The organism is Paenibacillus hemerocallicola (assembly GCF_006265175.1).
Taxonomy (GTDB): domain Bacteria; phylum Bacillota; class Bacilli; order Paenibacillales; family NBRC-103111; genus Paenibacillus_AB; species Paenibacillus_AB hemerocallicola.
This window is the reverse complement of record NZ_VDCQ01000050.1, coordinates 36,743-56,226: the sequence shown is the minus strand read 5'-3', so window position 1 is coordinate 56,226 and position 19,484 is coordinate 36,743. Positions and strand designations below refer to the sequence as shown.

16 protein-coding genes, 3 tRNA genes and 1 pseudogene are annotated in these 19,484 nt (G+C 55.4%); 15 read left to right on the top strand and 5 right to left on the bottom strand.

Annotation, left to right across the window (positions count from 1 at the left end; translation table 11 throughout):
- Nucleotides 1–350: 350 nt before the first annotated feature.
- The 14 genes from FE784_RS28015 to pelA all read left to right on the top strand — a co-directional run bounded on the left by FE784_RS28015 (nucleotide 351) and on the right by pelA (nucleotide 14,049).
- Complete coding sequence (locus tag FE784_RS28015) at nucleotides 351–1,292, top strand: AraC family transcriptional regulator (protein WP_176706576.1); 942 nt, start codon at nucleotides 351–353, stop codon at nucleotides 1,290–1,292.
- A gap of 91 nt (nucleotides 1,293–1,383) precedes the next feature.
- The gene (locus FE784_RS28010; RefSeq protein WP_139605554.1) at nucleotides 1,384–3,213 is read left to right on the top strand and encodes a glycosyltransferase; all 1,830 of its coding nucleotides are present in this window, start codon (nucleotides 1,384–1,386) and stop codon (nucleotides 3,211–3,213) included.
- 57 nt (nucleotides 3,214–3,270) lie between these two features.
- Nucleotides 3,271–5,490, top strand: coding sequence for a BclA C-terminal domain-containing protein (locus FE784_RS42500; protein WP_176706575.1), 2,220 nt, complete (start codon nucleotides 3,271–3,273; stop codon nucleotides 5,488–5,490).
- A gap of 68 nt (nucleotides 5,491–5,558) precedes the next feature.
- Nucleotides 5,559–6,884 carry an RCC1 domain-containing protein gene (locus FE784_RS28000; protein ID WP_139605552.1) on the top strand — a complete coding sequence of 442 codons (1,326 nt, stop codon included), beginning with the start codon at nucleotides 5,559–5,561 and terminating at the stop codon, nucleotides 6,882–6,884.
- Between the two features lie 459 nt (nucleotides 6,885–7,343).
- A complete protein-coding gene (locus FE784_RS27995) occupies nucleotides 7,344–8,624 on the top strand; it encodes an ABC transporter substrate-binding protein (protein WP_139605551.1) in 1,281 nt (426 codons plus the stop codon).
- A gap of 193 nt (nucleotides 8,625–8,817) precedes the next feature.
- Nucleotides 8,818–9,201: a large conductance mechanosensitive channel protein MscL gene (gene mscL, locus FE784_RS27990; RefSeq protein ID WP_139605550.1), complete on the top strand. Its 384-nt coding sequence runs from the start codon at nucleotides 8,818–8,820 to the stop codon at nucleotides 9,199–9,201.
- A gap of 199 nt (nucleotides 9,202–9,400) precedes the next feature.
- A complete protein-coding gene (locus FE784_RS27985) occupies nucleotides 9,401–9,781 on the top strand; it encodes a flagellar protein (protein WP_139605549.1) in 381 nt (126 codons plus the stop codon).
- Nucleotides 9,782–9,894: 113 nt separating this feature from the next.
- Nucleotides 9,895–9,966 (top strand) — tRNA-Lys (locus FE784_RS27980).
- Between the two features lie 69 nt (nucleotides 9,967–10,035).
- Nucleotides 10,036–10,109 (top strand) — tRNA-Met (locus FE784_RS27975).
- A gap of 35 nt (nucleotides 10,110–10,144) precedes the next feature.
- Nucleotides 10,145–10,221: transfer RNA gene (locus FE784_RS27970), tRNA-Asp, on the top strand.
- Nucleotides 10,222–10,767: 546 nt separating this feature from the next.
- Nucleotides 10,768–10,893, top strand: a complete 126-nt coding sequence (locus FE784_RS42495) for a hypothetical protein (protein WP_281287173.1) — start codon at nucleotides 10,768–10,770, stop codon at nucleotides 10,891–10,893.
- A 33-nt stretch (nucleotides 10,894–10,926) separates the two neighbouring features.
- Nucleotides 10,927–11,091, top strand: coding sequence for a hypothetical protein (locus FE784_RS41185; protein WP_176706574.1), 165 nt, complete (start codon nucleotides 10,927–10,929; stop codon nucleotides 11,089–11,091).
- 641 nt (nucleotides 11,092–11,732) lie between these two features.
- Nucleotides 11,733–12,509 carry a rhamnogalacturonan acetylesterase gene (locus FE784_RS27965; protein WP_246132224.1) on the top strand — a complete coding sequence of 259 codons (777 nt, stop codon included), beginning with the start codon at nucleotides 11,733–11,735 and terminating at the stop codon, nucleotides 12,507–12,509.
- 52 nt (nucleotides 12,510–12,561) lie between these two features.
- Nucleotides 12,562–14,049: a pectate lyase gene (gene pelA / locus FE784_RS27960; protein ID WP_246132225.1), complete on the top strand. Its 1,488-nt coding sequence runs from the start codon at nucleotides 12,562–12,564 to the stop codon at nucleotides 14,047–14,049.
- Nucleotides 14,050–14,175: 126 nt separating this feature from the next.
- Here the strand turns inward: pelA and FE784_RS41180 are convergent.
- The 5 genes and pseudogenes from FE784_RS41180 to FE784_RS27935 form a co-directional block, all read right to left on the bottom strand.
- Nucleotides 14,176–14,447 (bottom strand): annotated as a pseudogene (locus FE784_RS41180) (glycoside hydrolase family 2); the annotation flags it as partial.
- A 99-nt stretch (nucleotides 14,448–14,546) separates the two neighbouring features.
- A complete protein-coding gene (locus FE784_RS27950) occupies nucleotides 14,547–15,695 on the bottom strand; it encodes a serine hydrolase domain-containing protein (protein ID WP_139605546.1) in 1,149 nt (382 codons plus the stop codon).
- 33 nt (nucleotides 15,696–15,728) lie between these two features.
- A complete protein-coding gene (locus tag FE784_RS27945) occupies nucleotides 15,729–16,868 on the bottom strand; it encodes a serine hydrolase domain-containing protein (protein WP_176706571.1) in 1,140 nt (379 codons plus the stop codon).
- Between the two features lie 255 nt (nucleotides 16,869–17,123).
- Entirely contained in the window at nucleotides 17,124–17,567 is a 444-nt protein-coding gene (locus FE784_RS27940; RefSeq protein WP_246132223.1) for a collagen-like protein, read from the bottom strand.
- A gap of 132 nt (nucleotides 17,568–17,699) precedes the next feature.
- Nucleotides 17,700–18,374, bottom strand: a complete 675-nt coding sequence (locus FE784_RS27935; RefSeq protein WP_139605544.1) for a FadR/GntR family transcriptional regulator — start codon at nucleotides 18,372–18,374, stop codon at nucleotides 17,700–17,702.
- A 323-nt stretch (nucleotides 18,375–18,697) separates the two neighbouring features.
- Here FE784_RS27935 and FE784_RS27930 point away from each other — a divergent pair, with 323 nt between their 5' ends.
- Complete coding sequence (locus FE784_RS27930; protein WP_176706570.1) at nucleotides 18,698–19,372, top strand: FadR/GntR family transcriptional regulator; 675 nt, start codon at nucleotides 18,698–18,700, stop codon at nucleotides 19,370–19,372.
- Nucleotides 19,373–19,484 lie beyond the last annotated feature (112 nt).

Genomic DNA, 19,484 nt, shown 5'->3' with positions numbered 1-19,484 from the left:
TAACGGAAAACCGTTCCGCTATTCCGCGGTTCACGATCATGTACACCCCGAAAGAACGAGATAAAGGAAGCCTGTTCCGTTATTTTCAGCAGTTTAACGGAATTCGGGACCATAACGGAATACAGTTCCTCTATTGACAGATGGCAACACGCTGCCCCCGTTTCATCAAGGGGTCTCCAGGTTGTGCTGGGAGCTGCGCGCGGTGCGAATTATGTTCAATGTCATGTCCCGAATAACTCCGCCCGATTTAGTAGTCCGATTTTCTCATTTTCAGGCGGGCCGGTCCCGGCCCGCCGTGTTGTGGTATTATGGATAGACAGGAAGTATGCGGGAATGAAGGAGCGGTGAGCGTGTCGCCTTCCAACGGAACGAGAATTACGAGCGTCCCCGGTACGAGACGGTTTCAATTCGATTGCTTGCATTCCGCCGAGCTGATGCAATACGGCGCCATATCGTTGTACCAGTTCGGGGATTTGAGCTGCGATGCCGGGTTCCACCTATCCCAACATACGCAGGTATGCTACGAAATCTCGTATATCGTCTCCGGGAAGGGCTGGTTCGGGACGAACGGGGCCCGTTACGAGCTCGAGCAAGGGGATCTGTATATCGGGGCGCCCGGGGAAATGCACGAGGGCGGGGCCGATGCCGACGATCCGTTCCGGTACTTTTATTTGGGCTTCCAGTTCAATACGTCTTCGTTTCCCGACAGCCCGCTGCTCTCGATCAAGGAGCTGATCGACGGCAAGCAGACGCCGAGGTGCGCCGATCGACTGGATATTCGCACTCCGTTCGCGGGAGTGCTCAAGGAATTGAGCAGCGCGAGCCCCTTCTCCGAGAAGATGATTCAATCGTATTTGGAGCAAATTTTGGTGCTGACTTACCGCAACTTCTTCTCCGACTGGGAGGCCAAGTATCCCGGCGAAGGATGGGAGAATTCGGCCAAAAGAGCGGTTTTCGCGGCGATCCACTATATCGACGACCGGTTGCTCAAAATCGACGATCTGGGGGAAGTATCCGACGCGTTCGGATACAGCCTGTCTTACTTGTCGCATCTGTTCTCGAGGGAAACCGGCGACAGCCTCCGCCATTACTACGCGAAACGCAAATGGGAGAAGACGGTCGAGCTGATGAAGGAAGGCAATTACAGCATAACGGAAATCGCCGCCATTATGCGGTACGATTCGATCCATACGTTCAGTCGCGCGTTCCGGAAGGCATTCGGCTTATCGCCGTCGAGCTATATGAAGGAGCATTTCGGCAAGAAAGGGACAAGCGCAGGGCCTTCGGAGTGACCGCAGGCCTTTTTGAGGCGAAGAACCTTTTGGAGCCCCATTCTGCTTGGACTTCCTATCAAAACGCATTGGAGAGGTGCTTAATCACGCAATGGAAACGAAGGAATCGGCTAAAGTCGCCATTATCGTTCTCGCACAGCATGAACCTCTACTGCAGCCATGCTTGTCGTCGATCATCCTTTCTACCGGCGGCGATTACGAGCTGATCGTGGTAAATGACGGAGATCATCCCGGTATACGGGCATGGCTGCTCCAAGACTCCAAGACGAAGCTGATCTCGTCCCCGGAACGAATCGGAGTTGCCGCCGGCTTCAACCGGGGCGCAGCTTCTGCGGATGCCGACCTGCTCGTATTCGTGCGCGACCACGTCGTTGTGACGGAGGGCTGGCTCGATCGGCTTCGCGATTGCATGAACGCGCACGAGGATGCGGCTTTGGTCGGACCTTTGAGCAACGGAGTAAGCGGTCCGCAAAGGCTCGAGCTTCCGGGAAACGACCGACGTGCGGCAATCGGACTGGCCGATCTTCGCGCCGGGCAATCGAAAAAGGTACCCAAGCTTTTAAGCCACCTCCTGGTCGTTCGGAAGGAAGCATTCGACCGATTGGGAGGTTTTGACGAGCGCTTCGGACTGGAAACGTATGAAGACGACGACTTGAGCTACCGCGCTTTGTCGGAGGGATACGGACTCTACATAGCCGAGGATTGCTACGTCCATTATTCCGCTCCTCCCGCCTTATTCCCCGAAGATCCGGACTGGTACGGAACGCAGCTGGCGAACAATCGGTCCGTATTTATGGACAAGTGGGGCATCGATGCCGCCGAAGCGCTGTACGGCTGGAAGAAGCGCGTATCCGTCAGCTTGTGCATGATCGTCAAAAATGAGGAGAACACGCTTGACCGCTGCTTGTCCGGCGTCAGCCGGCTGGTCGATGAAATCGTCATCGTCGATACCGGATCGACCGACCGGACGAAGGAAATTGCCGGGAAATATACGGAGCGCGTGTACGATTTCGAATGGGCGGACGATTTTGCCGCCGCGAGAAACTACGCCTTCAGCCTTGCCTCGAAGGAATTTATATGTTGGCTCGATGCCGACGATATTTTGCTTCCCGAGGACGGCGAACGTTTCGCCCAACTCGTAGGCGCCCTGCCGTGGGATGCTGATGCGGTATCGATGGTATACAATTTATCGTTCGACGAGCAGGGCAACGTATCTACTAGTTTGCGCCGCAACCGGTTGGTGAAGCGAAGCAATAACTTCAGGTGGATCGGAGCGGTTCACGAGTATTTGGAAGTGTTCGGTAAAGTCGTGGATGCGGATATAGCGGTCACCCACGACCGCAAACATGCGAACTCCTCCCGCAACCTGAACATTTACGAGAAACGGGAGAGTATGGGCGAACGGTTCACTTCGCGGAACTTGTATTATTACGCCAATGAGCTGGCCGACCACGGGCTATGGGAACGGGCGATCGAGAAGTACGAGATGTTTCTGGGAAGGGGCGACGGCTGGATCGAAGACATATTGGCCGCTTGCACCCGGCTGTCGGAATGCTGGTACCGGTTGAATCGGACGGATGAGGCCAAGCGGCAAGCTTTGCGCGCTTTCTCCTATGCGCTCCCGCGCGCGGAGCACTGCTGCAGGCTCGGCTTTTATTTCATGGCCGAACACCATTACGAAGCGGCTGCCTACTGGTACGATCAGGCAACGAAGCTCGTACGTCCGGAGAGCTCGATGGGCATGCTTCAGCTGGATTGCTGGACTTGGCTGCCGCACCTTCAGCTATGCGTATGTTATGACCGTATGGGCAAGCGGGAGCTGGCCATCCGGCACAACGAGCTGGCGGCCTCCTACGCCCCGGATCATCCGAGCGTACTGGCCAATGCAGCCTATTTCGCAGGTTTGCAAGTACTTGCCTGATTCGTTAATACCAAAATGGTTTCACGCACTTATTTACATATAATGGAGGGAATTAATGTGAAAGATCGTAAGCAAGGCTGGATGAGGGGTTCCATGGCGGTTATGCTGTTGAGCCAAGCTTTCAGCAGCGTCGCCTATGCGGCCGATGGCGACACCGTGAATAACGGGGGAACGGCGGGTGCGTTCCCTGATATGAAAGATGCAGTATGGGCCGAGCGGTACGTGGAGAAGCTCCGTTCGCTGGGAGTCGTGACCGGCGACGATAGCGGTCATTTCAATCCGAATCAGCCGATTTCCCGCCAAGAAGCGGTACTCATGATCGCCCGACTGCTGCGAGCGGCGGGTCAGCCGATAGCCGCGGCTCCGTCTCAGCTTCCTTTGCAGGCAGACGAATGGGCGAAAGATTACGTATCGTTTGCGCTGGATAAAGGCATTTTGATCGCTCGTGAAGAGATGGAGGGCAACGCCGCCGCTACAGGCTGGAACCGGCAAATCGCGACCCGGGAATGGACGGCCAGGCTGATGCTTCGGGCGCTTGGCGACAAAGTCGAGGGAATGTCGGGCGCGGGAGACGGAACGACGTTCTCCGATATAGGAGCCGTCTCTTCCTGGGCGGAAGCGTATGTAAGGCAGGCGGCCAGCCTGCGCGTCATCGACGGTTTTCCTGACAACTCCTTCAAGCCGCAAGATCCGGTCACCCGGGCGCAAGCGGCAGCCATTCTGAGCAGATTGGAACAGGTTTTGATCGCCGATTCGGCGAGCGTCACCCGCGGTATCGTGCAATCGACGAGCGGAGATAGCATCGTAGTAGCGAAGCAGGACGGCGGCAATGCGACGTTTACCGTGACGCAGTCGACGGTCACCTATGGCAATATCAAGCAAGGCGCCTTGATTACCGTGGTCCATTTCGGGGCGATCGCCAGCTTTATCGAAACCGTGTCGGACTCGGACAGCGTGCAAATCAGGCAAGGGGAAAAGGGCGAAAAAGGAGAGAAGGGAGACAAAGGAGACCAAGGAGAAAAGGGTGAAAAAGGAGATACGGGGGAGAGAGGCGAATCCGGTTGGTCGGGTTCCAGCGGCGCGACGGGAGATACGGGTGCGACCGGGGCGACGGGAGCAACGGGCGAACAGGGTGTCACGGGAGCTACCGGAGCTGCCGGCCCGGCAGGGGCGGTCGGCGCAACGGGTGAACAGGGCGTAACGGGAGCGACAGGTGCAACCGGAGCAACCGGTCCGGTAGGGACGGTTGGCGCAACGGGTGAACAGGGCGCAACTGGAGCGACAGGTGCAACCGGGGAGCAGGGGATCGCCGGAGCAACAGGAGCGGTCGGCCCGGCTGGAGCGGCCGGCCCGGCAGGGGCGGTTGGAGCGACAGGCGCAACCGGGGCTGCGGGAGCAACCGGCGCGACGGGTGTGGGTTTAAGCGGAAGCGTTGTTTTTGATCCGCTCGCGGCTCCGACGTATCCGGCAGGTCAGGTCGTGACCTTCGGCGGGAGTACCTATATTACGAATTTGGCGGCGCCTTCGGGAGTACCGGGCTCGTCTTCGGACTATACGCTGCTGGCCGCCGCCGGAGTAACGGGAGCTACGGGAGCAACCGGCGCTGCAGGACCGATAGGGGCGACCGGCCCGACGGGAGCGGCCGGAGCAACCGGCGTGACAGGACCGACAGGAGCGACGGGACCAGACGGTGTGACAGGTCCGATAGGGGCGGTCGGCCCGATGGGAGCGGTCGGAGCAACCGGCGCGACAGGAGCGACAGGAGCGACGGGACTAGCCGGTGTGACAGGTCCGATAGGGGCGGTCGGCCCGATGGGTCCGACGGGAGCAGCCGGCCCGACGGGTGCCACAGGAGCGGCGGGATCACCCGTGATCGGCGGATACGCGGCAAATGCAACCGGAGCGATAGTCGCCGTTGTTCTCAGCGGAACCAATATTCCGCTTCCGAACAACCAGGTGCTTGGAACAGGCTTGACGATAAATGGCTCAAATGACACAATTACCGTGCTATCGGCGGGATTATATTATATCGATTACGATATAAACATAACGACGAATCAGTTAATGGGGACTAGAATACTGAGAAACGGAACGGAGATCGCTCAAAGTAAAATAGTTCCTTCATTGTCGAGATCCCAATATAATGCCACATTTTTAGTGCAATTGGCCGCAGGCGATACCATCAGCCTTCAATTTTTTGGCTTGCTGGGGGCAGTTACGCTAATCGGCAGCGGTTCAGTCGGGGCTTCGCTTACGATTATGAATTTGAATCCTTAACATAGCGGAGACAGACCCGGGCTGATCTTTGGCCTTGTATAATAAGCCTGGAAGGCAGGTGAAGAGACTTGAGGATTCATAAAATCAAACACATGAAGCGAACCAAGCTGCTGGGGACGGCACTTGTTCTGGGACTGGCCGTCCCGGCTCCTTATGTTACGGCGGCGGGCGGGGCGGTCTTGTCGGTTACTCAGTCCGCATACTCCGGTCAGTCCGGCCAAGGCGTAACGCAAACGGTATACGGATCAAATGGAAACCAGCCCATTCTCAAGCCTAGCGTTAGTCAAGTCGTATACGGGGTTGCTGACGAGGTTTACGGCAGCGCCGTTCCCTTGTTCGCGATAGGAAGCTCTCATACGCTTGCGCTGGAAGCGGACGGCAGCGTATGGGCTTGGGGGTATAACGTCTACGGAGAGCTTGGAGACGGAACGGACGTTTCCAGATATGCGCCGGGACAAGTGACCCCGCTGAACGACATCGTTCAAGTGGCGGCGGGAAATCACAATGTCGCATTGAAAAGCGACGGAACCGTATGGAGCTGGGGTTACAACTTGGACGGCCAGTTGGGGGACGGTACTTCGACCACGAGGAAATCTCCGGTACAAGCGGCCGGCTTGCACGATGTTGCGCAAGTGGCGGTTGGCTTTACGCATAGCCTCGCCTTAAAGGGGGACGGGACTGTCTGGGTTTGGGGGACCGACGAATACGGCGAGAACGGTCTTGCGGAATCCTCCGGAAAGCTTGTCCCCGAACAAATACCCGGCTTGAACGATGTTGTATCGATAAGCGCCGGAGGCTGGTACAGCCTGGCGCTAAAAAGCGACGGCACAGTGTGGGCCTGGGGATCAAATGGGGACGGAGAGCTGGGAGATGGAACGACGACTAGCCGCGGCGCCCCGATGCAGGTTCAGGGTTTAACGGACATTTCTTCTATTTCCGCGGGGCTGTCCCACGCTATTGCCTTGCAGAAGGACGGTTCGGTCTGGTCGTGGGGAGCGAACGGCTTCGGACAGCTTGGCGACGGGACGGAATCGGACAGATCGGTCCCCGTTCAAGTAACGGCGATACGAGGGGCCGTGGCGGTGTCGGCGGGCTCCGCGCATAGCATAGCGCTTCTGAATGACGGATCCGTCTGGACTTGGGGCTCCAACGCCAATGGACAACTGGGGAATGGCGATACGAGTACGAAGCGTTCGAACCCGGTCGAGCTTGAAGGGTTTAAGGCGATTCAAGTAAGCGCGGGCTGGGAAGCAAGCGGAGCTCTCGACTCCGACGGAATCGTTCGACTGTGGGGCGACAACCTTTACGGGAAAATGGGCCAACCGGGCAAGGCTCCTGTCTTGAAGCCGGAAACGGTAGCCGGACTCCCGGCCATTTTGTTGAATAAACGATAAGCCGTCCGAAAATATATAGGACCGATAACCTTAGTGCGCGGGTTAGCGCGCTAAGGTTATTTGCTGTGCCCAGCGGCTGCGGGGCTGCAGGCAGGCAATCCGTCGCGGGCATGGCTCATAAACCGTGATGACGAGGCCGGAACGGCGACTCGAGAGACAGCCTCGTTTCACTTCGCACCCATCGAGGCCCGAATCCGAACTTCTGCACAATTTTACGGCGGGATTGGATCAATACAATCGATCGTTCGATTTCCTATACTAAGCGTAAGTCGACTCGAAGCTGAACAAGAGAGGAGGCCGAACATGCCGATGCGGAAATTCCGGGCAAGCGGCGCCAACAGCTCGCGGTTCATCCGGTGAGGCGCCGGAAAACGGATCAACATCACAAAAGCATGAATCGGGCAGTTCATTCAGCCTTATTTGAAAGCGGTTTCAAAATAGGATCTTGGGGGCGGTAAGATGAAAAAGCTAAGTATAGGTTTGATGACGGTCGTGCTGTTGGCCGGCGGATGCAGCTCCGCGTCAAAACCGGCAAACAAGCAGGACGAAACGAAAATGAGCACGGAGCCGGTTACGTTGAAGCTTTATAATTACGGGGCGTTGACTCCGGAAGTGATCGACCAAATGTTTGTCAAGCCGGTCAAACAGAAGTACCCGCATATTACATTGGAGGTAGTCAAGCTTAGCGATATGCCTATCGCCAACATCGCCGTCAGCGGGAACGAGATGGACATTATTACCGGATGGGGCAGCTTGCTGGATCAGTTCGGCAATTATAAGCTGCTGACCGATTTGAATCCGTATATCCAGAAGCACAAAATCGATTTGAGCCGGTTCGAGAAATCGAATCTGGAAGGAATCCGGCTGCAATCCGATACGATTGCCAAGGGCAGCTTGATGGCTTTGCCTTTCGGCTACAATTATTACGCCACCTTTTATAACAAAAGCATATTCGATAAGTTCGGGGTCGCGTATCCTTCCGACGGCATGACGTGGGACCAGGCGATCGAGCTGGGCAAGAAGCTGACGCGAATGGAAGGCGGCGTCCAATACAAAGGTCTCGATCCGGAAGGAATCGAGAAGGTGGGGAACTCCTTGTCCATTCCTTACGTCGATCCGGTTACGTTCAAGGCGGCGGTCAACACCGACGGCTGGAAGAAAGCATTCGAGCTGACCAAGCGCATCCACGATATTCCCGGAAACGATTTTCAGATTACGAGCCACGGCAATACGGTGAAACGGTTCGTGAAGGACAAAAACGTGGCGATGCTGGCCGCTCCCGAAGTATTGAACAGTATGGCCGACGCGGACTTCGATTGGGATGTGGCGGAGTATCCGAGCTTCCCGGAGAGACCGCACATTTCGGGCGTCGTGCAAACGTTCGTGCTGCAAATCGCCTCGAACAGCAAGCATCCCGAGCAGTCGATGCAAGTCATCCAGCTGGCGACGTCCGACGAGGTTCAGACGGCTCTAAGCCGTTCGGGGATCATGCTGAGCACTTTGCAGAACGAGGCCATTAACAAAAATTTCGGCGCCGATCACCCGCTGCTCAAAAACAAGCATATCGAGAGCATATTGAAAACGAAGCCGGCTCCCTATGTCGTCCAGACCCGCTTCACGAAGGCAAGGGGAATTCTCGAGGCGAAATACAAAGATTACGCGGCGGGCAAGAAGGATGTCAATACGGCGCTCAGGGAAGCGAATGAAGAGATCGACGCCTATATCGCCACGGAAAAATAAACGCGGATCTGCGCGGTTTCCGAAATTACGATAAGACGAATACGAGGCCCGCCGGCAAGCGGGTCCTTTTTAACAGAATTTATAAGGTTCGGGGTGTGTTTCCTGGTTCCGTGGTGCTGCCGCTCTATTGACAGAACCCTATTTTTTATCCATTATCTTGGGTAAGCATATGAAAAGAAAGAGAGGCTGCATCATGTGGAAAGAGTTTAAATCATTCGCTTTAAAAGGAAACGTGCTCGACTTGGCGATTGGTGTCATTATCGGAGCCGCGTTCGGGAAAATCGTAAGCTCGCTCGTGAGCGATATTTTGATGCCGATACTGGGACTGATTCTGGGGGGACTTAATTTTAACGGTCTGGTCTTCACATTCGGGGACGCGGTCATCAAATACGGAACGTTCCTGCAAACCGTGTTGGACTTTTTTATCGTCGCTTGCTCGATCTTCCTGATTATCAAGCTGTTAAGCAAGTTTAAACGGAAAGAGGAAGCCAAGCCTTCGGCGCCGCCGGCTCCGACGAAGGAACAAATTTTGCTTGCGGAAATAAGGGACTTGTTGAAACAGCGCGACGTACGATAACAGGATGCGGATGCCACATCCGTTCGACAGGGCCCATTTGCGGGCCTTTTTTTGTGCGCGGAAACTAAATTTCAGTATCGTGCTATTGTCGAGAAACTCTTTTTTATTTGTCGGCATACGCTTTAGCCCATTGTTCGCCACATGTGCATATAGTAAAATGGGAGTAGGACTTTTTACTCATAGTCAGGGGAAGATCAGAATGAACCTAAAAGTAGACAACTGCCCGAACTGCGGCTCCATATACCAAAAAAATTTCCGGAATATGTGCGGCGCCTGCAGTATGAAGATGGACCGGGACTTGGGCAACTGCATCGACCACCTGTGGAGGTTTCCGAACGTCACAACCGATGAACTAAGCCTTGCCACGCAAACATCTGTAACATCCATTCATAAATTTATCAAGGAAGGGAAGTTCTCCAAAAGCTACGGCAGATTAACCTATCCTTGCGAATGCTGCGGAGAACCGATTCGCAATAACCGGTTGTGCGTCGACTGCTCCCATACGTTCAAAGATACGGCCAAGCAGCTGCAGGCCACGCTTGCTCGCACGCATGCCAATGTGTACAACATTCACAAATGACATCGTATTAAAAAAAGAGTTGAAAGTTGCCGGACGATGTGCTAAAGTATTATTTGCTGCACGAGATTGTCCGCGATAAGCTGGCAGACAAGGCGCAATGGAAATATACATGCAGGTCCGTAGCTCAATGGCAGAGCAACCGGCTCTTAACCGGTAGGTTGTGGGTTCGACCCCCACCGGGCCTATCTTTCTAAAAAGAAAGTACTTGCTTTACTGGCATAAACGTAGTATAGTAAGTAAGTTGATCAAAACGACGCGGGGTGGAGCAGCCCGGTAGCTCGTCGGGCTCATAACCCGAAGGCCGCAGGTTCAAATCCTGCCCCCGCAATACTTTTCCCGAACGAATCGGGACCTTATCGACGCGGAGCTGTGGTGTAGAGGCCTAACATGCCTGCCTGTCACGCAGGAGACCGCGGGTTCGAATCCCGTCAGCTCCGCCATTATTTTATAAATATTTTGCATTTTGCGAATCCGCCGCCCTTAGGGCGGTTTTTTTGTCGTTATATGACTTATAAGTTTCGGTCGGGGTCCCTGCGAACAATCTGGATCAGCATCGGAGCAAAGGCCTCGCATTGCGGGTTGGCGATGAAGGGATTCCAGACGATCGGTAAACGTTTCCTCGTCGATGAGTCCGGACCAGAACATTTTCAGCAAATGGCGCAAAGGCTCGAATAAACGGGCCGGTAAATTCATTTCCGAATGTAGCCGGTACGCGGGGATGATTTCGCGAAACAGAGAAAAGTGTCTCGGCCGGTTCAGACGGCATTCCTCGGAGCACGGATCTTCGGCGGCCGGCTTCATTGCGGGAATGCTGAGGGTGTGCCTGCGAATCAAGTCCTGAGCCCTTCTCGAGGACATATAGTCGACGAACAGCTGGGCCGCTTCTTTTTGTCCGGAATGCTTGTTCACGATCATGGATTTCAAACAATATTCTAAGCAGCAATGCGGCATCTCCGGGCGGTACCCGGACGATCAGCGCGGTTAATTTGAAGGATCTGCTTGTAACCGGCAACGTGCTTCAGGGAGGCGGGCTTGGCGTTGGATACGACCCGTATACGGCTCCGATGACCGCCACCTTCGCTTGGAGCGCCGTAACGGTGCCGGGCGGATGATATGCGGAATACGATGTTGCCGTTCCGGGGGCGTTGCCCGGTCAATTCGCTCTGGCCGGCAGCGATGTCGGCACGGGAAGTCTGGGAGTCAGCGCAATGGTCGTCGCTCCAGACGTTGTTCGTGTAGTGCTGACGAATTTGACGGGGGCGGGGGTAAGCTTGCCCGCCGGAAACTGGCGCGTGAGAGTGATGCAGTAAAATTGCCATGCTTTTATTTTACGGGACGGCGATACACTCGCCGTCCTTTTTTCTGCCGCATAATTGGCATACCGGCTGCAGGCGTTTTGGTGGCCGTGATAACACGTTGCCTGTATATAGCGGCGCAGGGTTCCGCTATTGTCTCTTATTTCGTTGCACTCCCGAATATAACGGCACAGGCTTCCGCTATTTCGATCTGTCGGGGTGTAATGGGGAGCAAACTGCGGAATAGAGGAATGGTTTTCCGTTATTGTGCTGTCTGCGCTGCTTTTTGGGTCCATAACATACGCCGGTTCCGCTATTTGATGGATATGCGGTCTCGCGAGCATAGCAAAGACGGCAAGTCTTCACTGAGCATGAGAGGCATGTACTTCGGTATGCTAGGGATGCCGTGGTTTTTTAATTTACGTCGATAGCACTCTTGCGACAGCTCGGTAAAGAGGAAAGAGACTTCCGCAGCAACGGAATTTTTTTCGAAACTCGGGGTTTACAGATATAGAATACGTATACTAAAATAATAAATGAATTCTTTTTAATATTAGATAATATATTAAAGAAAACGTATTCTCTAATGGAGGCAGTTCGGTGATTGTTCGAGATTTTGTTCATAAACGAGAAGCTCTGCTGCTGGGGGGTCAAGTATGCTGCGCAGAAAAGGCATTGCCGTATTCGTTATCCTCGTATTATCCCTGCTGTCGGGCGCATGCGGGACGAAAGGCGGTGATACTCCAGCAATGCCGCATATAACCGTATTTTTGGCGGGAGACTCCACGGTTGCGACCTATCCGGCCAATAGAGCTCCGTTGGCAGGGTGGGGGCAGTTTATCGGCGCTTCGTTCACCGATCGGGCAACGATTCGGAATGCGGCGGAATCGGGCAGGAGCTCCAAAAGCTTTATGGATGAAGGGAAGATGCAGCCCGTATGGGACGAAATCAAGAAGGGCGACTATTTGTTGATCCAGTTCGGGCATAACGACGAGAAGACCGATAAGGAGCGCCATACGGATCCTTATACGACCTACAAGTCCTATTTGAAGCAATATATAGAGGGTGCGAGGGAGAGGGGGGCGATTCCCGTTCTCGTAACCCCGATGAATCGAAGGAATTTCAACGCCAACGGCACGCTTGCGATGACGCATGGCGCCTATCCCGCCGCGATGATCCAGCTCGGCAAAGAAATGAATGTGCCGGTCATCGATCTGCATCAGAGCAGCAAGAAGCTGTTCGAGCAGCTTGGCGACGAGCCGACGAAGAAGCTGTTCCTGTGGCTTGCGCCGGGGGAAAACGCCAACTATCCGGAAGGGTCGAAGGACAACACCCATTTTAACGAGTACGGCGCTACCGAGATGGCCAAGCTGGTCGTTCATGGAATACGGGAAACCAATCTGCCGCTTGCGGCCTATTTACAGACCAAATGAGCCGGCGGCGCGCCGGTACTTACGCTCGATCGGAGGGCTTCCGGTGAAAGGAATGGCAAAGCATGATGGCCGCAAAAAGTCGGCCGTTATCGGATTCGTTGTTTTAGTCGCGCTGCTCTCGACTATCTTGTCGGTTATGAGAGCCGCATCGGACGATAAGGGAGAGCGCGCGGGGTGCGGGGACCCTTGTATTCCGTTTATCTTAAAAGCGGAGGCGGTCGGCGCGAACAAGGTGGAAGTGACATTTAGCACGGAGTTGGAGCCGTTTGTTCCGGACGATCTGAAATTGGTGGCGCCGACGGGGACGTGGAAGGAGCTCGACCCGAAGCTGAACCGATACTTGAATGTAAACAGCGTAGAGACGAAAACCAATGAGAAGAAACAGACCGTCGCCACGCTAGAAATCAAGGAAGCGCTAAATCCGGATGGAACCTTGGTCGTCGCGAAAAACCGCGATCCGAAAACGATCAAGCTGCTGACGGCAAGCTATTATACGGGCGTACGTGCGAAAGACATCGCTCTGGCCGACAGTCTGCTCACTTGGCAGCTGGATCGCGGCGGCTGGTACAAGAACATGGGTGCGGCGTACGCCCGGCCTTGGGACGGCAAGGAGAGTCGCACGGAGCTGAAGACCAAATCCGGCGAAGAGATCGGCACGATCGATAACGGCGCTACGACAAACGAGATGATATTCATGGCGATCCTGTACGACGAGACGAAGGACGACCGGTACAAGCAATCCGCGCGGAAGGCGATCGAGTTTTTGCTGACGATGCAAGTTCCCGCCGGCGGGTGGCCGCAAGTGTATCCGGCGAGAGGGAATTATTCCGATAACGTGACCTATAACGACTACGCGATGACTCGGGTCATGGAGGTGCTGCGTATCGTCGCCGACAGAAGCTACCCGTTCGACAACGACATTATTGACGATAAGGTGAGAAGCCGTGTGGAGCAATCGCTCGAGCGCGGACTCGACTATATATTGAAATCGCAAATAAAGGTCGACGGAAAGTTGACGGCTTGGGGAGCGCAGCACGACCCGATCACTTACGAGCCGGTCGGCGGACGGCCTTACGAGCATCCGTCGATTTCCAGCGCCGAATCGGTGGCGGTCGTCCAATATTTGATGGCGATTCCGAATCCGTCGAAGGAAGTGAACGATGCCGTTCTGGGAGCGTTGAACTGGCTGGAGATGGCGCGAGTCAAAGAGATGAAGTATGATACGAAAACGCCCAAAGGCTCCGACTTCGTTGCCGCTCCGAACAGCTCGACCTGGTACAGATTTTACGAAATCGGCACGAATTTGCCGATTTTTTCCGGACGGGACGGCGCGATCAAGCGCACTTTGCCTGAAATCGAGGAGGAACGCAGGAATGGCTATGCGTGGGGAGGAGATTGGCCGCTAAAGCTGCTCCAGGTCGTCGCCGCGACAGGCTATTACGAGAACAGGGTGTACATAAGGACTGCGGGGACCGATTCGAAAAGCGGATCCGGCCACTCGCTGGAGCCGGGCAAGCTCGTCAAGATCGAGGGTAAATAACATCGTTGAATGGAGCCGTCTCAAAGAGGGCCAAGGGGCCAATAACGAACTGAATTACTCGCATACGCTGCTACGATTTCGGCCTCCGCGACATGATCGCGAAGGCCGTTTCCGCAGGATGCGATTTCAAGAAGGAAGCTCCGGCAGCTTTCCGTTATTGATTTGCTTGATGATGTCGAACGGGAGCTTCGGCTTGCGGTCATATGTCATCAGTCCGTTCATCTCCTGCTCCACTTCGGTCAGCTGCGTATAGCAGAAGCCTTTTACGACGGGGCTGTGCAGCAGCGGGTGTTGTCGGCGAGCCGTTGGACGAAATCGGCTTCGTCCTTCGCGCCGGAATAGCCCCATCCTTCCGCCGACGTTTTCTTGAAGGCGATTCCGCCGTATTCACTGACGAGAGGACGGGTCCTACGAAGAGGGAAACGGCCATATGCGATCGATAGGCGGCCCACTCCTTGTAAGTGACGAAAGCGACGGATTTCAATACCCGCAGCATGTCAATTCAAGCCCGACCAAATAATGTTGCCGGGATGAACGATCGATTCCGGCAAAAATCCGGCTTGCCCGGTCGGCACGAAGTAGACGGCGACGAGCTGCTCGATCGGGTCGATATGGAGAGCGCAGCGGCCCGCCCCTTCGTGGGAAAATGTTGCCGGCGTCTTCAACTCGCCTCTCTCCAGAAACAGGTTGAGCCCGAGCCCGTAATTTTTGGACGGAATTTGTACCCCCCATGCGTAAGCGGGTACCCGGAACAAATGATTGCGGGTCATTGCCTCCACCGTTTTCCGGCTGACGATGCGGCTGCCGCGGAACGTTCCTTTGTCCAGCAGCATCTGTCCGAACTTCCACAAGTCGGGCAGCGTCGAATGCAATCCGCCGCCGGCGCGCGGCATTTTGCCTGGCTGCTTCGTGCTTGTCGTCAGCCGCTCGGCATCGAAGGGCTCGACGAGACATACTTCATCGCGGAGCTCCTCGGGCACGTCGAAAAACGTTCGTTCCATGCCGAGCGGATCGAGGATCGTTTGCCGGACGAAGTCGTTGTAGTGCATGCCCGTCACGCGCCCGATCAATTCTCCGAGAATGCCGTAGCCCGAGCTGGAATAGTTATAAAATTGTCCGGGCTTGCTTCTGACAGGTCCGGACAGGACGCCCTTGATCCAATTATCTTCGTTGCTGCCATTCCACCAGCCTCTCGGGTAAGGCTCCAAGTAATAGCCGGGATCCGGGCAAATGCCGGACGTATGCGTAAGAAGGTGAAACACGGTGATCGATTTATGCACTGGCGTATCGAATTCCGCCAATATTGAGGATACGGACTGCTCGAGGTACAGCTTGCCGTCCTCTATGAGCTTCATAATGGCAACGGCTGTAAACGCTTTCGTCGTAGAGGCGATTCTGCGCAGAGAGTCGGGCTGCAGGTCTCCGCCATCCGCGAATCCAACCCGCGGGCCCATCGATTTGTGGGCGAATATTTTACCGTGGCGGGCCAACAAATACGATGCGGCTTGGAGCTTTCCATTGCCGATCAAGTCCAGGAAATGCCGGTCCAGCACGTCCAGCCGCCCGCCGTCGAAACCGACCTCGGACGGATTAGCGTTAGTGGGCCCCGGATGAATGGGACGTATGTACTGCTGTTCGATTGCCATGAGTACTCCCTCTTTCGTCGTCGATTCGTGAGATTACAGCAAGCCCGACCAGATGATGGCCTTCGTCCCGATGACCGATTCGGGCGCCCATTGGATGCCGGTCGGGACGATGAATACGGCGACGAACCGCTCGGCCGGATCGACCTTGATCCCGCAGCGGCCGAAGCCTTCGTGCCCGTAAGTTCCCGGCGTTTCGATCGTAGGCGTAGTCAGGAACAAGCCGAGGCCGAACTCATAATCGGAAACGTCGCTTCCCCATACTTGGGTTTTGACGCCGGACAGCTTGTTTTTCGTCATCGCCTCGACGGATTTCCGGCTAAGAATGCGAGCGTTGTCGAACGTTCCGCCATTCTGCATCATTTGCCCGAGCTTCCACATATCCTCTAGCGTCGAAAACAAGCCGCCTCCGGCCGGCGGAGGCATGTCCGGGCTGTCCCGGCGGAATTGCAGCTCTTGGGTCTGCCAGTCGTCCGTCACGCACACTTCGTCGTACAGATGGGCCGGAACCTCGAAAAACGTACGCGTCATGCCGAGCGGCTTGACGATTCGCCGGATGATAAATTGCTCGTACGGAATGCCGGATACCTTGCCGATGATTTCGCCAAGAATGGCGTATCCGCAGCTAGAGTAGGCGTATTGTTCGCCCGGCTTGCCAAGGAGCGGGCCCGAGATCGCATTGGTGATCCAATCGTCATATCCTTTGAGCTCTCCGAACCATGCGGTCGGGTATGGCTCCATTAAGCAGCCCGGATCCGGATACACGCCCGACGTATGGGTGAGCAGGTGGAACACGGTAATGCTCTTGTGCAGCGGCGTATCGAACGGTTTCAGCACGGTCGACACCGACTGGTCCAAATACAGCTTGCCTTCCTCGACCAGCTGCATGACGGCCACTGCGGTGAAAAATTTGGTGACCGAATACGTCTTGCGGATGCTGTCCGGCATCAAATCGGGGCTTCCTTCCCGATGGGTCAGCTTACCGATTGCCCGATGCGCAAAAATACGTCCGTCTCGCGCGAGCAAATAGCTGCCGCACTGCAGCTTGTTTTGGCGGATCATCTCCGACAGATGCTCGTCCAGCACGGCTAATCTTGCCGGATCGTAGGCGGCTTGCTCGGGTAGTGCGTCTGTCCGTCCGTCTTGAGCTGCCGGCAATTCCGTTTCTCGGATCATACCGAACCCTCGCTTCCCGAATATAATAAATTCCTGAATTATCCAGATGTTCATCCATTATATGACAGAACGTACGTTCCGTCTATGGAGCATTTGCCTTTAGCCGTTTTTTCCCCGTTGGACGGGGCGGCTATGGGCTGGATCCAAAACGAAAAGGACAGCGACATCAAGGTCGCTGCCCTTTCGACTTCCGGAAATCCCGGACTGGCAAATAGCGCTATTTCGTTCCGTGATCGCCTCAACTTCCGCTCTTTATCAGCAGGAGGAGGCAGCCACGAATCTCAGGTCGATGGAGAATCTCATCCAGAAAAACCCGTTCCAACGCCAGCCGCCGATCGATTGGGGGCCTACGAACGTGAGGAACATCCAATACGAGTCGCCGTTCGTTTGCCAAATGTACGTGAATCTAAATCTGCATCGATTAATGGCGCCCGGGTCGAGTGCGTAAGTCCCGGCAAGCGGTTTGGGCGGAATTTGCGCCGGCGGAGCGGACATCGGGGCCTGATCGCCGCCGAAGCCGCCTGGGCCACTCGGCCCGCCGAAGCCGCCCGGTCCGCCAATGCCGCCTGGCCCGCCGAAACCTCCTGGCCCGCCGAAGCCTCCGGGTCCGCCGATACCGCCCTGCCCGGAGGGAGGAAACCCCATAGAACGATCATCGTCCGGTACTTGCACATATTGTGCCGGAATATATACCCACATGGTTGTCGAACTTCCTTTCGCTGTATACATGATTGCACATTTCCAATGTATGTATGCGAAAGCCTATTGACACAAGTTTGCGTTCGAAATACGAGCCCAAAACGGATTGTTGCGTCTGGGTGATCGATCGATTCAGTAAGCGGGCTTAAATCCCAGATGCTCGCGCAAGACGCGCTTCGCCGATTCGGCATCGGCAGCGCCTAGAGCCAGCATATAGTGTTCGTGATCATTGGCGACACGCGCCGTATCCGAATGATCCTGCCTCTTCGCGGCGGCTTGGCGGATAAACAGCTCCGCCAGCGAGGTCAGCGAATCGTTGCGCAACGACCGGACGACGGCGAGATGAAACTGCGCGTCCGCTTCGGAGGCTTGCGCTTGCAGGTCGCCGGGCTTTGCGGCCGCCGCCGCCGAGCGGAACCGTTCCAGCTCTTCAAGCGGGAACGCCCCATCGCGCCTGATCACTTCGTCGATAGCCGCCGCTTCGAGCATATACCGGATCTCGAGCAGCTCCCCGCCGTCCGTACCCGACATGCTCGCTGCGAACGACAGCTGCTCGAGCAGCGGGCTCAGGCTGTTGGCGGATATAAATGCCCCTTCGCCGTGGCGGATTTCCAATATGCCCGAGCTTTCCAGCGATCGGAGCGCTTCGCGCAATATGGCCCGGCTTACATTCATAATTTGCGACAGCTCCCGCTCGGCCGGCAGCTTCTCGCCCGGGGTCATGTTATGCTGGATCATGTATTGCTTCAAGTTTTGGACTACAAGCTTGCTGAGCGTATAGCGCTCCGCTTTTTCAATCGGCTTCATCGGCTTGTACGACTCCTTATCCCGTGGCCATAGTCAGATTGCATCTGCGCGATCAATCGAAATTGGTCAGACCACCATGTTCCATCGTATTCTCTTTTACGCGCCGTGTCAACGCCGTGCCGCCGTGCCGCGCTATTGCTTCCGTCCATCGAGCCGCAGCCAAAAACTAGTTGACAAAGGGCGAGGATCGCTCCTATAGTAGTAAGTGATTAAGGTACTATGGTCTAACCATCCCTAAACTCCTACAGGTCAGGCGAAATGAAATGAAAGAACCGTCGATTGCTGCAACTACGACAGATGACCTAACAAGGAGGCGGAGCGATTTGGAAATTCCGGAGAAGATGAATTTGTCCCATATCGTGAGCGAGCGGGTCAAAGGCTATATTCTCGACAACGATTTGAAGGCGGGAGACAAGCTTCCGTCCGAGAAGCAATTGATAGATTCGTTGGGCGTCAGCCGAACGGTCGTACGGGAGGCATTGAAGTCGCTCGAAACGGTCGGTATTATCAAAATCAAGACGGGCGACGGCATCTATGTCGACAGCTTGTCGCTGAAGCCGGTGCTCGATCAAGTGTCGTTCCGCTGGAAGCAGGACGACCGCAGAATGAGAGAGCTCCTCGCGACACGCCGCGTGTTGGAGCTGGGCGCCCTGGAGATGGCGATCGAGCGGTACGATCTGGAAGCGATCGAGCAAATGGAAAGCTGCAACCGGGCGATGGGCGCCATGATCGCCAAGGGCGAAACACCGATCGAGGAAGACTTGAAATTCCACCGTGCCTTATTCCGGGCAACCGGCAACGAAACGTTTTACGAGCTCAGCGAAGTGCTGACCGATTTCTTCTCGACCATCCGGAAGAAGCATCTCGGCAAAGCGGAGGATTCGAAGAAGTCGTTGATCGAGCACAGCAATATGATTCGAGCGATCAGAGAGAAAGATGTGGAGAGCGCGAAGCGGGAAATGGAAATTCACCTGAACGTTCTGAAGCGGTATATGTAAGCTTAAGGAAGCTGCAGATGGTCCGTTCGAACGCCGATGGCGCAATCCGCGTTGCGAGGAGAGCGCTCTCTCCATTATTTAATGGTCTGACCATACTATGAATAAGAGGTGA

Excerpts from the sequence above, each read along its gene's own strand:
- FE784_RS28010 (WP_139605554.1), top strand. The coding sequence starts at position 1,384 with ATGGAAACGAAGGAATCGGCTAAAGTCGCCATTATCGTTCTCGCACAG.
- FE784_RS27995 (WP_139605551.1), top strand. The coding sequence starts at position 7,344 with ATGAAAAAGCTAAGTATAGGTTTGATGACGGTCGTGCTGTTGGCCGGC.
- mscL (WP_139605550.1), top strand. The coding sequence starts at position 8,818 with ATGTGGAAAGAGTTTAAATCATTCGCTTTAAAAGGAAACGTGCTCGAC.
- FE784_RS27985 (WP_139605549.1), top strand. The coding sequence starts at position 9,401 with ATGAACCTAAAAGTAGACAACTGCCCGAACTGCGGCTCCATATACCAA.
- FE784_RS27965 (WP_246132224.1), top strand. The coding sequence starts at position 11,733 with ATGCTGCGCAGAAAAGGCATTGCCGTATTCGTTATCCTCGTATTATCC.
- pelA (WP_246132225.1), top strand. The coding sequence starts at position 12,562 with ATGGCAAAGCATGATGGCCGCAAAAAGTCGGCCGTTATCGGATTCGTT.
- FE784_RS27950 (WP_139605546.1), bottom strand. The coding sequence starts at position 15,695 with ATGGCAATCGAACAGCAGTACATACGTCCCATTCATCCGGGGCCCACT.
- FE784_RS27945 (WP_176706571.1), bottom strand. The coding sequence starts at position 16,868 with ATGATCCGAGAAACGGAATTGCCGGCAGCTCAAGACGGACGGACAGAC.
- FE784_RS27940 (WP_246132223.1), bottom strand. The coding sequence starts at position 17,567 with ATGTGGGTATATATTCCGGCACAATATGTGCAAGTACCGGACGATGAT.
- FE784_RS27935 (WP_139605544.1), bottom strand. The coding sequence starts at position 18,374 with ATGAAGCCGATTGAAAAAGCGGAGCGCTATACGCTCAGCAAGCTTGTA.